At 39.6% G+C, this 14,043-nt stretch carries 12 protein-coding genes; 5 read left to right on the plus strand and 7 right to left on the minus strand.

What is annotated here, in order from left to right; translation table 11 throughout:
• Nucleotides 1–87: 87 nt before the first annotated feature.
• The 5 genes from accC to cutA form a co-directional block, all read right to left on the minus strand.
• Entirely contained in the window at nucleotides 88–1,428 is a 1,341-nt protein-coding gene (accC, locus tag J8L73_RS05690; RefSeq protein WP_210998719.1) for an acetyl-CoA carboxylase biotin carboxylase subunit, read from the minus strand.
• Nucleotides 1,429–1,454: 26 nt separating this feature from the next.
• Nucleotides 1,455–1,919 (minus strand): acetyl-CoA carboxylase biotin carboxyl carrier protein, encoded by a 465-nt coding sequence (gene accB, locus J8L73_RS05695; RefSeq protein ID WP_211015328.1) that lies wholly within the window; start codon nucleotides 1,917–1,919, stop codon nucleotides 1,455–1,457.
• A 38-nt stretch (nucleotides 1,920–1,957) separates the two neighbouring features.
• On the minus strand, nucleotides 1,958–2,410 hold the full coding sequence (gene aroQ, locus J8L73_RS05700; RefSeq protein WP_210998717.1) for a type II 3-dehydroquinate dehydratase: 453 nt from the start codon (nucleotides 2,408–2,410) through the stop codon (nucleotides 1,958–1,960).
• A gap of 228 nt (nucleotides 2,411–2,638) precedes the next feature.
• Nucleotides 2,639–4,474: a protein-disulfide reductase DsbD gene (locus J8L73_RS05705; RefSeq protein WP_211015330.1), complete on the minus strand. Its 1,836-nt coding sequence runs from the start codon at nucleotides 4,472–4,474 to the stop codon at nucleotides 2,639–2,641.
• Nucleotides 4,474–4,794 carry a divalent-cation tolerance protein CutA gene (gene cutA / locus J8L73_RS05710; RefSeq protein ID WP_210998715.1) on the minus strand — a complete coding sequence of 107 codons (321 nt, stop codon included), beginning with the start codon at nucleotides 4,792–4,794 and terminating at the stop codon, nucleotides 4,474–4,476. Before cutA ends, J8L73_RS05705 begins: the two co-directional genes overlap by 1 nt.
• Nucleotides 4,795–4,972: 178 nt before the next feature.
• On the opposite strand from cutA, the gene J8L73_RS05715 reads away from it, so the two are divergent.
• From J8L73_RS05715 to groL, 3 genes are all read left to right on the plus strand, one after another.
• Nucleotides 4,973–5,449 carry an FxsA family protein gene (locus J8L73_RS05715; RefSeq protein WP_210998714.1) on the plus strand — a complete coding sequence of 159 codons (477 nt, stop codon included), beginning with the start codon at nucleotides 4,973–4,975 and terminating at the stop codon, nucleotides 5,447–5,449.
• 108 nt (nucleotides 5,450–5,557) lie between these two features.
• Nucleotides 5,558–5,845 carry a co-chaperone GroES gene (locus J8L73_RS05720; protein WP_089348829.1) on the plus strand — a complete coding sequence of 96 codons (288 nt, stop codon included), beginning with the start codon at nucleotides 5,558–5,560 and terminating at the stop codon, nucleotides 5,843–5,845.
• Between the two features lie 48 nt (nucleotides 5,846–5,893).
• On the plus strand, nucleotides 5,894–7,543 hold the full coding sequence (gene groL, locus J8L73_RS05725) for a chaperonin GroEL (protein ID WP_210998713.1): 1,650 nt from the start codon (nucleotides 5,894–5,896) through the stop codon (nucleotides 7,541–7,543).
• Nucleotides 7,544–8,315: 772 nt separating this feature from the next.
• Here groL and J8L73_RS05730 read toward each other — a convergent pair.
• A complete protein-coding gene (locus J8L73_RS05730; RefSeq protein ID WP_211015331.1) occupies nucleotides 8,316–10,676 on the minus strand; it encodes a chondroitinase-B domain-containing protein in 2,361 nt (786 codons plus the stop codon).
• Nucleotides 10,677–11,072: 396 nt separating this feature from the next.
• Here J8L73_RS05730 and J8L73_RS05735 point away from each other — a divergent pair, with 396 nt between their 5' ends.
• Entirely contained in the window at nucleotides 11,073–11,345 is a 273-nt protein-coding gene (locus tag J8L73_RS05735; protein ID WP_211015350.1) for a hypothetical protein, read from the plus strand.
• 78 nt (nucleotides 11,346–11,423) lie between these two features.
• Nucleotides 11,424–11,822 (plus strand): VOC family protein, encoded by a 399-nt coding sequence (locus J8L73_RS05740; protein WP_211015333.1) that lies wholly within the window; start codon nucleotides 11,424–11,426, stop codon nucleotides 11,820–11,822.
• A 5-nt stretch (nucleotides 11,823–11,827) separates the two neighbouring features.
• Here J8L73_RS05740 and J8L73_RS05745 read toward each other — a convergent pair whose 3' ends face one another.
• Complete coding sequence (locus J8L73_RS05745; protein WP_211015334.1) at nucleotides 11,828–13,294, minus strand: NAD(P)H-hydrate dehydratase; 1,467 nt, start codon at nucleotides 13,292–13,294, stop codon at nucleotides 11,828–11,830.
• Nucleotides 13,295–14,043 lie beyond the last annotated feature (749 nt).

The following is a 14,043-nucleotide window of genomic DNA, read 5'->3' on the forward strand; positions in this document are numbered from 1 at the left end:
ATCATACCAGAATATTTATTTAAGGCGATAAATTGCCGTTTTAGGCATAAAAAAACCGGCCTAAGCCGGTTTTTAAAAACAGGGAAATTATAACCCTAATTTCTTCTCAAGATAGTGGATATTCGTTCCACCATTTTGAAAATGCTCATCTGCAAGAATACGTTTATGCAAAGGAGTATTCGTTTTAATGCCGTCAATTACTAGCTCGTTAAGTGCATTACGCGCACGTGCTATAGCAACATCACGGTTTTCGCCGTAAGTGATTAACTTACCAACCATTGAATCGTAATGTGGTGGTACTGTGTAGTCAGCGTAAATATGGCTGTCCCAACGAATACCTAAACCACCCGCTGGGTGAAAACGTGTAATTTTACCCGGTGAAGGAATAAACGTTTCAGGATCCTCAGCATTAATACGACACTCAACAGCATGTCCGCGAATAACCACGTCATCTTGAGTGAAAGATAATGGCTGACCCGCAGCAATTTTTAACTGCTCTTTAACCAAGTCGATACCAGTAACCATCTCAGTTACAGGGTGCTCTACTTGAATACGTGTATTCATTTCAATGAAGTAAAACTCGCCGTTTTCGTATAAAAACTCAAACGTACCTGCGCCACGGTATCCAATTTCGATACATGCTCGAGTACAGCGTTCACCAATAAATTTACGCGTTTCAGCAGTAATGCCTGGCGCCGGTGCTTCTTCAACTACTTTTTGGTGACGACGTTGCATAGAACAATCTCGCTCACCTAAATGCACAGCATTACCTTGACCATCTGCAAGTACTTGAACTTCGATATGACGTGGATTTTCAAGGAATTTTTCCATGTAAACCATGCCATTACCAAAGAACTGCTTAGCTTCTTGTTGAGTCAATGAAATTGAATCAATCAGTTCAGCTTCGCTGCGTACTACACGCATACCACGGCCACCACCGCCACCAGCGGCTTTAATAATTACGGGATAACCGATACGCTTAGCGATTTGCATATTGCGTTCTTTATCGTCTGACACTGGGCCATCAGAACCCGGTACACACGGAACACCTGCTTTACGCATTGCTGCAATTGCAGACACTTTATCGCCCATCAAGCGGATTGTATCGCCCTTAGGACCAATAAATACAAAGCCACTTTGCTCAACTTGGTCGGCAAAATCAGCATTTTCAGCAAGGAAACCATAACCTGGGTGAATCGCTACTGCGTCTGTTATTTCTGCCGCTGCAATAATGCGCGGAATATCTAAATAACTTTCAGTTGCTGATGGTTTACCAATACAGATGGTTTCATCTGCAAGCAATACATGCTTAAGATCGCGATCTGCCGTTGAATGCACAGCAACCGTTTTGATCCCAAGCTCTTTGCAGGCGCGCAATATACGAAGTGCAATTTCACCTCGGTTTGCAATGACTACTTTATCTAACATTAGAGTTGGCCTTTTAGGTTGCGCTATTATTCAATGATGAATAGAGGTTGATCAAATTCTATTGGCTCGCCATTTTCAGCTAGGATAGCTTTTATAGTACCGGCTTTATCTGCTTCAATTTGGTTCATCATCTTCATAGCTTCGATAATACAAAGCGTGTCACCCACTTTAACTTGTGAGCCCACTTCTACATATGCTGGTGCCTCTGGAGATGCAGCAGAGTAAAAAGACCCAACCATAGGTGATTTAACTTGATGACCCGTAGGTGCTGCTGGAGCTGCGTCAGCTTCAACTGCAACAGGAGCCGCTGCGGCAACGGGTGCTGCAGGCGCTGGAGCATACTGCGGTGGAGCAAATTGTGCGTAACCTGGGCCCGCGCTCATGTTGTTACGGTTAATACGTACTGACTCTTCACCTTCAGTGATTTCTAGCTCAGCAATACCCGATTCTTCTACTAATTCGATAAGTTTTTTTATCTTGCGAATATCCATTTTACGACCCGCCTGTTAGTTTGTGTGTTAATTTAAAATTAAATTGCGTTTTGCAATCGGCCCACTGCACAGTTTAGTGCCGCGTGGTAACCCATTGCGCCTAATCCACATATCACGCCTTGCGCCACATCAGAAAAATAAGAATGGTGACGAAACGCTTCACGTGCGTGCACATTGCTTAAGTGCACTTCAAAAAACGGTATATCAACACTTAGCAATGCATCACGTAATGCGACGCTTGTATGCGTAAATGCAGCAGGGTTAATTATTATATAATCAACCGCTTGCCAAGCACTGTGTATGCGTTCAATGAGCGCTTGCTCACTATTACTTTGAAAATGCGTTAACTCAACATCCAGACTATCAGCGGCACTTGTTAGTTCGCTCATAATTTCACTTAGCGTTTGAAAACCGTATTTATCCGGTTCACGTTTGCCCAGCATGTTTAAATTTGGACCATTAACAACTAAAATGTTAAATTTTGCAGCCATAATACGCGATATATCCTATAAGTAATGAGTTAAGCGGTTACTAACGATTTTTTACTATAACATCTGTATAAAAAACCAAGATAGCAACAATTTCTCACGTTAACCAACTATTATAGTGAGTTCGATGTAAATAGCAGCAAAATACTGGTCTAATCTCTATGATGGGAACAAATTTTGGGGAGGGAAATAGTAAGCCGCTTGGTTTATACAAGCGGCTTAATTGCACTATTATTGTGCGCTAGCGCGCACTGCAGCTAAGTGAGTAGCAAAATCATCAGCATTTAAAAAGCCAGTAACTCGTTGTGTACTTAGCTCTTCGCCTTGGGCATTAAAAAACAAAATGCTGGGTAAACCAAACACAGTGTACTCTTCCATCAACTCAATTGTGCTGTTATCGCTACTGGTTAGATCAACCTGAATAAGCTGAAAGTGGTTAAACTCACTTTGCACTTTTGCATCGGGAAATGTGTAATGCTCAAACTCTTTACACGCCACACACCAGTCGGCGTATAAGTCGACCATAACCATTCGGCCTTCATCGCTAGCTTGCGCTACAGCTTCTTTTAGCTCAGCTAAATCAGCGACCTTTTTAAACTCATTAGTTTGAGTGTTGAAATGAATAGTTTGATTTTGCTGCGGCCAAATATAGTTTTTAGTGAGTGTAAACCCAGTTAAAACAAGCAAAATGGCACTAAACCATAATGCTGTTTTTAATTTACTCTGCACCTGAGCGCTTTGCCAATAATGTAAATACAGCGCAGTTGCTAAAGCAAGTAGACCAGCCATGAGTAAAATAATATCAGCGTCTACTATGCGCTCTAATAAAATAAGTGGTACTACAAGCATTATAAAACCAAACAAGATTTTAACTTGCTCCATCCAGCCGCCAGCTTTTGGAAGTAACTTTCCGCCAGATGTACCTAATAACAATAACGGCAAGCCCATACCAAGGCTTAATACATAAAGCGTTAAACCACCAACTAGGTAATCACCGCTTTGCGCTACGAATAATAAAGCTGCCGACAATGGCGCTGTAGTACAAGGAGATGCAATAAGCCCCGACAAAACACCCATTAAAAATACGCCAACGTAATTGCCGCCTTTTTGGTTGTTACTTACCTGAGTTAACTTGCTCATCATGCTGCTTGGTAGTTTTATTTCGTACCAGCCAAACATCGACATAGCTAATAAGACAAACAATAAACTAAAGCTAATAAGTACAAACGGATGTTGTAAGTACCCTTGAACTTGCCCACCTAAAGCTGCAACAACAAGCCCAAGCGCTGCATAGGTAACGGCCATACCCTGTATATACACAAGCGATAATGCAAATGCTTTTTTAGTGGAAAGATTTTGTTGCCCTGCAATTAAACTCGACAAAATAGGAAACATAGGAAAAACGCACGGTGTAAATGCTAGCCCCACACCCACTACAAAAAATATCAATAAATTAGTTATTAGGCTCTGACTTGCTAATTGCTCAGTAAACGAAAGCTCTTTTTCTGGCTCATTAGAATTTACTTTTACAAGCTCAGTAGGCTTTTCATTAAGTGCTGCAAATGTACTTTGTGCTGTAGCTACATCATTCGAATTAGTTTGATTAATATTTTTAGGCTCTTCTGTATTAATCACACTAAGCGGAATACTTATTACTTCTGGCGGGTAACAGAGCCCAGCTTTAGCACAGCCTTGGTAACGTACCTTAACTATAGCCCCTTCAGTAATATCACTCAGTTTGCTGACAACACTTACAGCATTAAAAAATACTTCAGTTTTACCAAAAAACTCATCTTCAATAATTTCGCCACTGCCAGAGTCGCCTACTTGAATGTTGGCTCCCTTGGCTATTATTTCTATTTTCTTTTTATATAGGTAGTAGTCTGGTGCAATATCCCAACCAACAAATAATGTGCTTCCTTGCTGATCAAAATCAAATACAAAGGCTTGCTCTACCGGTAAAAATGTTTGCTGAGGCGGCCCAAGCAAATCACCAAGTAAGTTATTATTCTCCGCTTTTACAGGAAGCGTTAATAACGTTACCAGCAATAAAAAGAAAAAACGCATTAATTCAACACCTCGTCCATCCAATTAAAATACGCCAAATTACCAGTTGACACTTCTACAACCTGAATCTCTGGCACTTCATAACTATGCAGCTCTTTTATAGTTAAAAAAACATCGTTCATTTTATCTAGTTTGGTTTTGATCAGTAACTTTGTTTCGGTAGCCTCGGCAATTTCACCTTCCCACATATATATTGAACTAATGTTTGGTATGATATTCACACATGCGGCTAACTTTTTTTCTACCAACGCTTTTGCCAATGCGCGAGCTTCTGGCTCATCTTTGCAGGTTGTAAAAATCAGTTTAAATTGCGTATTCATAATGAACCTTTACTTATTTGACGTTGTTTAACATCATAGTATCCGATAGCAAGTTCAATGTGTAGGCGCTAAAACATCTACAAAGTAACGATACGTAACCAGTAACCTTGAAAATAGACCTCCTCACCCTCACTTATATTTCATCAACTCTTTTGAGTGTCATTATTTAGAGAGCGTTATGTTTAGATTTTTATTTGTGCTGTTTATCATCATTCCTATTATTGAAATTGCACTACTTATACAAGTAAGTGATGTAATAGGTGGATTTGCGACCATTGCGTTAGTTGTTATTACCGCGATTTTAGGTGCTAAAATGGTGAAGCAACAAGGCATGGGTGCACTGCAAAATGTGCAGACACAAATGGCACAAGGGCAAATGCCAGCCAAAGAGTTATTTACCGGAATTTGCGTGGTAATTGCAGGTGTATTACTTTTAACGCCTGGCATTATGACTGATGTATTTGGCTTACTGTTATTAACCCCTGCAATTCGTAATAAATTAGCTGCAGGCCTTGCTAGCCAAGCAACGGTTAGAATGAGTGCGGGTATGCAGCAAGGTCCATCTCCATTCGCTGGGCAGCAACAAACAAAGCAAGAACAGCCACAAATGGAACAACCAACAACTATTGATGGAGAATATGAAAGAAAAGATTAAAAATTTATCGTTTTTTCTCTTGGAATTTTTTACTCCACCCCCATTAATGATTGCAAATTAGAAAAGCTTTTTTCTGTACTGTTCAGAAACTGTTAGGAGAACTAAAAAATGAACATTCGTCCTTTACAAGATCGCGTAATCGTTAAGCGTCTAGAAGAAGAAACCAAGTCTGCTGGCGGTATTGTATTAACTGGCTCTGCAGCTGAAAAATCAACTCGCGGAGAAGTTATTGCCGTTGGTAATGGTCGCGTTCTAGAAAACGGTGACGTTAGAGCTTTAGAAGTAAAAGCCGGTGACACAGTGTTATTTGGCTCATATGTTGAAAAAACTGAAAAGATCGAAGGTCAAGAGTACCTGATCATGCGTGAAGACAACATTTTAGGCATTGTAGGCTAACCCTACTTTTCGTTTAACAAACATTTAAGAATTTAGAGGAATTTAAACATGGCAGCAAAAGAAGTACTTTTTGCAGGTGACGCACGCGCTAAAATGCTAACTGGCGTAAACATCCTAGCAAACGCAGTTAAAGTTACATTAGGTCCTAAAGGCCGTAACGTTGTACTAGACAAATCATTTGGCTCACCAGTAATCACTAAAGATGGTGTATCTGTAGCAAAAGAGATCGAACTTGAAGACAAGTTTGAAAACATGGGTGCACAAATGGTGAAAGAAGTTGCATCTAAAGCAAATGATGCAGCGGGCGATGGTACAACTACCGCAACAGTACTTGCACAGTCTATTGTTAATGAAGGCCTTAAAGCAGTTGCAGCGGGTATGAACCCAATGGATCTTAAGCGCGGTATTGATAAAGCAATTATCGCAGCTGTTGCTGAGCTTAAAGAACTTTCAGTTCCTTGTGCAGATACTAAAGCAATTGCACAGGTAGGTACTATTTCAGCAAACTCTGATAAAGAAATTGGTGAAATCATTGCAGATGCAATGGAAAAAGTAGGCCGTAATACAGGTGTTATCACTGTTGAAGAAGGTCAATCACTTGAAAACGAACTAGATGTTGTTGAAGGCATGCAGTTTGACCGTGGTTACCTATCGCCTTACTTTATCAACAACGCAGAAAAAGGCGCTGTTGAATTAGACAACCCGTTCATTCTACTTGTAGACAAAAAAGTATCTAACATTCGTGAGTTACTACCTACATTAGAAGCAGTTGCTAAAGCAAGCAAGCCACTACTCATTATTGCTGAGGACCTTGAAGGTGAAGCGCTAGCTACACTAGTTGTGAATAACATGCGTGGTATTGTTAAAGTATCAGCAGTTAAAGCGCCTGGTTTTGGCGATCGTCGTAAAGCAATGCTACAAGACATCGCAGTATTAACTGGCGGTACCGTTATTTCTGAAGAGATTGGTCTTGAACTTGAAAAAGCTACAATCGAAGATTTAGGTACTGCTAAACGCGTAGTTATCACTAAAGATGATACAACTATCATTGATGGCGCAGGTGAAGAAGACGGCATTAACGGCCGTGTTGCACAAATTAAAGCGCAAATTGAAGAAGCAACGTCTGACTACGATAAAGAAAAACTACAAGAGCGTATGGCTAAACTTGCCGGCGGTGTTGCAGTAATCAAAGTAGGCGCAGCAACTGAAATTGAAATGAAAGAGAAAAAAGACCGTGTTGAAGATGCATTACATGCAACTCGCGCAGCGGTTGAAGAAGGCGTAGTACCTGGTGGCGGTGTTGCATTAGTACGTGCTGCAAGTAAGCTTGTAGAACTACTTGGTGATAACGAAGATCAAAACCACGGTATTAAAGTTGCACTTCGTGCGATGGAAGCACCACTTCGCCAAATCGTAACTAACGCAGGTGACGAAGCGTCTGTTGTAATCAACGCAGTTAAAGGCGGTGAAGGTAACTACGGTTACAATGCCGCTTCTGGTGAATACAGCGACATGCTTGAGATGGGTATCCTAGATCCAACTAAAGTAACGCGCTCTGCACTACAATTTGCAGGTTCGATTGCGGGTCTGATGATCACAACTGAAGCAATGGTAGCTGAAATTCCTAAAGAAGAAGCAGCTGGTGCCCCTGATATGGGTGGCATGGGCGGAATGGGTGGCATGGGCGGCATGATGTAAACATCACCGCTTAAGCACCTTGCTTATATAAAAACCCAGCTTTTGCTGGGTTTTTGCTTTTTAGCAGCCTTCAATTCTATGTGTTGCAATTTATGCCAATTCGCAATAAGACTTAACCTGAACTCTGCTTAAAAAACTTGTTAACACGTTGAATTAATGTGATATTTAAATTTATTTTTTCTAGCCAGAGATTTTTAATGAAAACGAAGCGAATTTACCCGTCAATAGCTGGCCTATGGAAGGCAAGTAAATTCAACGCGGTTAGCGCTGAAAGTAGCGGCTCAAGATAGATTTACTATCCACAGTTCGGGTTACTTAACCAATTTTGGGGGTTCAATATAACGTGAACAGAATTAAAAGCTTCTGAAATACGGATGCATGGATGTAAGTGGTAGTGCAATGCAAGAGCAATTAGTAATAACAACTAAGTAACGAAGTTTTTGCCTTATTATCGACACGATTTTCTTACCTAAAATAGATCTCTTAATTAAGCGAATTGGTACTAAACGTACTCGAAGAGCTAATTACCGTAACAAAATACTTTCGCTCCTCCCCCAATATAATATTGGAGCACACACAGTGCTATTTATTATATTCGTATGCTTACCTTTTAATTCGCCTCGTTAGCGAGTTAAACAACCAAGCGTAATCACATAGGAGATTTTATAAAATGATAGCTTTTAATATATATCTTTCACTAAAAAGCCGATTACTTGCAAAGGCAATCGGCTTAATTAAAGCGCAGTATAAATCGTGCGTTACACGCTAACTGTTATTGTGCCTTTGTGCCAACATCATTTGGTGTTAATGGCGTTGGAACAGACACTGAAGGCGAAGTCGTTAATACTTTCAATTGAGCACTCGTTAATATAGTGCCTCCATTTACCACGGCAGACCCTGTTGCATAGGCAGTATTATTAGAAAAAGTATTTGTATCGCTAGCAGCACTATTATTGAACAGTAATCCTTCGCTACCAATTACAACATTGCCAATAATCGAAATATCCGTTGGTTTATTTTTATACTTGCTGTCTTCACGGCCAATATAAATACCACCACCGATACTATTCACAATTGTATTGTTAGTAATAGTGACATCAGTAGGGGTTTGGTGGTTATCACCATTTGAACTGTCTGATGTATCACCATTATCAACTAATAGAGGTAGTCTCCAGCTTGTACCAGATAAACCTTCCATGTAGTTATCATAAATACCATGGCCTGCACCATAAACACGAATACCACCCGTTTGATAATTATCATCACTTACAGTATCGCTAGCACCAGTTCCGTAAAAATAGTTTCCGTATACTTCATTACTATGCCCTAGACGCAATGATAATGAGCCCATAGAGTTTTTAAAGGTATTATAACGAAACGTATTTTCTGACGTTTTAATGGTTAAAATTTCATTTTCACCATCACAGTTTTCAAACAAGTTATATTCAACCACGTTATTTGTCACAATATCCTGAGATGAAGAGATCCCCATTACTATTGCTTCACGATCTGAATCACCCGCTGGAACACCATCGATAAGATAAGGAGCAATGTTGTTAAAATAGTTATGATGGATATGTGCATTTTTTGTCATTTGTCCATCGTCATACTGTAGCTTAATGTAGCTACCAGTGTTTTTTTCACCATCAACAACGCTGATATTTTTATCATGGAATTCATTGTAGCCAATCTCTATATATTGACTTGACTGGGTGATCACTAAAGAACTTTGCCCTTCTGTTACATCTAAGTGGTCAAAGTAATTACGTAAGATTTTAATATTGGTCGAATTTTCAATTTTAACTAAGGTACTTACATCATTTGATGGGCCAAAAAGGAACCCTTGTAGCGTAATATTATTTGAATTATTAATAGTCGCATTTTCTAATTTAAGGGCTCCAATGGATTCTGCACGAATTAAAACTGGACTATCGAAACTAATATTTTTAATTGAAATTTCACCACTGTTTGTAATGATAATTTCATCACCTCCTGCAGCCTCTGCTAACGTATCATTAAGATCATCCGCACTTGTATAATAAGTAGTCCCTGTTACAGGCGTTGGCTCTACTGGTGTTGGCTCTACTGGAGCTGGCTCTACTGGTGCAGGCTCTACTGGTGCAGGCTCTACTGGTACAGGCTCTACTGGTACAGGCTCTACTGGTGCAGGCTCTACTGGTGCAGGCTCTACAGGCACTTCAATTGGGCTCTCTTTTAATTCGAGGCAACCATGTACTTCCACATCTAGCAAGCTATTCCAAGCATTGTCTTCTGAAGAACTATTGCCGCGGCCGATAATACGAACAAAGCGAGCTAAAGCATCATTCAAATCATCACTATTTAAAAGGCTATCACCTTGTGATTCAGCATCAAGTACTGCTGAAGTCCAGTTCACGCCATCTAATGACGTTTCAATATTAAAATAGGCTGTGCGTTTATCACCAGAAAACCAAGCCGTTTTTATATTATCGATTTTTGCTTCGCCACCTAAATCAAGCTGGATCCACTTACCAATGCCTTTTGAAGACCAACGAGATGAACTAGTTAAAAAGCCATCAATTGCTCTTTCAGGCGAATAGTTACTATCATAAGAGCCATCATCACTCGCCGTTACTTCAAGTTTAGTTACTAAACACTGTTCTGGCACAGGGTTTGTAGGCTCTATAGGGAGCTCTGGCTCTGGCTCTGCATCAGCTTTTACAACTTGAATATCATCAAAATAACCATGTTGAAGCGTATCATTAAACTTTGTATAAACTTGAATTCTTGATTTTGTTTTAGAGTTGAATGGTACAGTCACTTTACTCCACGAGTTAAACTCGAAAGCTACTTTTTTTACTACGTCGTAACCATTATTTACACCAATCTTTCCTGAACCATTAACATAACCTGTTAAGATATAATCAGTGTTTTTTTCTACATCAATCCATTGGTGTACTCTTGCTGGGGCACCTAGCAACTGTAACGATTGTGTACCAGAGTTACTAATTATAGAAGCCCTTCCTGGTTCAACTATTGACCAATACGTTAACCCATTTTCAAAACCTGCGTTTTTAATAGTTACTGCATTCGCTTGTATCGAACCTGTTAATAAAATACATACTAGCGGTAATAATTTAAATTTTCGAATCATTATTTATTTCTCATTAATTTGTTTGAATTGTGTGCAGATAATCAATAGGTAGTCTTTTTGATTAGGTAACAACGTAAAAAGTAAGTGCAAGTAATTAAACGAGGCGGGAAAATACCTTGAAAAGGAACGAAAAACAAGCTTTTTTTTACAAAAAAGTTACAATTAACAAGATGACAATAAATCACTAAAAGTTAAGGTCTGAGCTTTGTCTTACATGCTGAGGCGCAAATTAGGGCATACATGAAAGGTTATTACAAAACTCGTAAGTGTTTGATTATGTATGTTTGCAGTTATTCTTTTACGTCGATTCTAAGAATTTCTTATTTTTACAGGTATTATTGATATTGTTTAATTTACACCCATAACTAAGTTACGTATAACTAAGATTTATATTAAATGGATTTATTAAGTAATAACACAATATTCACCTTCTTTATTTCTGTTGCTCTTGTGACTGGATTATTTTCATTCTTAGTTTGCTCTATGCTCAAAATGGTCACTTGGGGTAAAAGTATGTCTAAGGGGGCTTATTTATTTTTAGCATTCTTTCCGCTTATTTCACTGATGCCTATTCCGCCACCCACCTACGAAAATGTACAAAAAGCAAAACAAGAACAGCGTAAACGTAAAGGAGAATCAGGCGATCCACTCGATGATGAAGAGGTATAATCTACAAAAGTATACAACCTTACACAAAACACACACTGGTATGTAAAAATACGCAGCAACACAGTCAGGGAGTAGTTTATGTCAGGTATAAAACAACACATTGGGAGTATTGCCTTAGTCGTAAAAGATTATGATGAAGCGATTGAATTCTACACGAAGAAATTAAGCTTTGAATTAGTTGAAGACACTGATTTAGGCGAAGGAAAACGTTGGGTCTTAATTACACCACCGCTATCAAACGGTACACATATACTACTTGCTCAAGCCACTGAGCCGGAGCAACTGAGTGCTGTTGGAAATCAGGCGGGAGGTCGGGTTTGGCTGTTTTTACATACTAACGATTTTTGGCGCGATCATGAAAGCATGTTAGCAAACGGGGTCATCTTTAATGAACAACCCCGTAATGAACCCTACGGGACAGTTGCTGTTTTTGAAGATTTATACGGTAATAAATGGGATTTAATTGAACCAAAATAAAAAGTTTAATTTATTAACGATCTAACTATTTTAAATAAATCTGAGGGGAGCATACCTCGCTGCCCTTCACATTCAGACGCAATTTCACCTGCTTTAGCATGCAATGTTACGCCATACCGGGCTGCTTCGTCCATATCAAGGCCTTGTGCAAACAATCCACCTATAATACCGGTGAGTACATCACCACTTCCACCCACAGCAAGTGCTGCGTTACCATTTTCACAAACCCATGTATGGCTTGCATTATCAATTAGAGTTCCTGCACCTTTTAAAACGCAAGTCGCGTTATAACGCTTTGCGCAGAGGCGGGCGTAGTTAAAGCGGTCCGATTCTATATCGCTGGTACTAACACTTAGCAGTCGCGAGGCTTCGCCTGGGTGCGGAGTCAATACACACTGCTTTAACATATATGATGAAGCTTGCTTAGCGAGTAAATTAAGAGCATCTGCGTCTATAACTAATGGGGTGTTATTGTTTTGGCAATATTGCATTACTTCATCGAACGTTTGTTGTGCCCACTCATCTTGCCCAAGTCCAGGGCCAATTACCACACTGCTAGCCCATTCAAGCGCTTGTTGTAAATTTGCACTGCCTACCATTAATTCTGGCCTACCAATGCTTACAGGCGCTATAGAGCTTGAATGTGTATATACTCTTACCATACCAGCACCGGCTCTAAGTGCAGCTTCGCTGGTTAATCTAATTGCACCGGCAGTCCCTTCATTTCCGCCAACACAGAGTAGTTTGCCATGAGTACCTTTATGACTATTTAGGCTACGCGCACCAAGCTTTTTAAAACTATTAATATTTATTAGTGTACCGCTTGAAGTAGCGAGCTCAAAAAATGCAGGTCCAATATTTAGATCATCAAATATTAACTGCCCGCAATGTTGTTTACCGGCAGCCGTTGTCAGCCCCTGCTTAATACCAACAAAAGTTATTGTTTTACTTGCTTGTATAGCAATACCTAAAGGTTGGCCAGTATCAGAGCTGATGCCTGAGGGGACGTCTATACTCAATACCGGTTTATTATAGGCGTTAATTTCATTAATAATTTTAGCAAAATTATCGCGTACTGAGCTTTTGATCCCAGTACCTAACATTGCATCTATAATTAAATCGCTACGGTTTAATAATTCACTTGAATATGCATTAATTTCACCGCCTTCATCACGCCACAATTTATATGCTTTAGCGGCATCTCCTGTTAGTGCTTGTTCAGGGTTGACGGCACACAAAGTCACCAGCTTACCCGATTGCCTAATTAGGCTCGCGGTTATATAACCATCTCCAGCGTTATTACCATGACCCACAATCACCAAGGTATGCTCAGCATTAAACTCTTTCCAAGTGCTGAACACAGCCTCCCCTGCGCGCTGCATAAGAGTAAATAACTCACAATGACTATTTTTAGCAGCGAGAGCCTCGTTATCCCTAACTTCTTTTGCGGTAAATATTTGTTTATTTAGCATAAGGACTCCTTTAATAAGTGACACTTTACCTTATCAAATACACATATCTAGGGGATAGCTTTGTGAGTTTTTTTTAATAGAAGTTAATTAGTTTATTTAAGCGCACTATAGGTAGAGTAATTATCGGGGTCAGATCATTTTACTAATAACTGATAGCTGAAATTAATCACTTTTCTTCAGACATTAAAAACCCGAGACTAAGCTCGGTTTTTTTTCAGTATTAATTAACTTAAAAGTTAACTATTACTCGTTGAACGTTGCTACGGAGCACCTACGCCTAAGGTAAGAACGCCACCTTCATGTAAGCTAAATTTCAGGCATTAAAAAACCCGAGACTAAGCTCGGTTTTTTTTCAGTACTAATTAACTTAAAAGTTAACTATTACTCGCTGAACGTTGCTACAAAGCACCTACGCCTAAGGTAAGAACGCCACCTTCATGTAAGCTAAATTTCAGGCATTAAAAAACCCGAGACTAAGCTCGGGTTTTTTTAGTATTAATTAACTTAAAAGTTAACTATTACTCGTTGAACGTTGCTACAAAGCACCTACGCCTAAGGTAAGAACGCCACCTTCATGTAAGCTAAATTTCAGGCATTAAAAAACCCGAGACTAAGCTCGGTTTTTTTCAGTACTAATTGTTAACTATTACTCGTTGAACGTTGCTACAAAGCACCTACACCTAAGGTAAGAGCGCCACCTTCATGTATGCTAAATTTCAGGCATTAAAAAACCCGAGACTAAGCTCGGG

Source organism: Pseudoalteromonas sp. MMG006 (genome assembly GCF_018101025.1).
GTDB lineage: Bacteria > Pseudomonadota > Gammaproteobacteria > Enterobacterales > Alteromonadaceae > Pseudoalteromonas.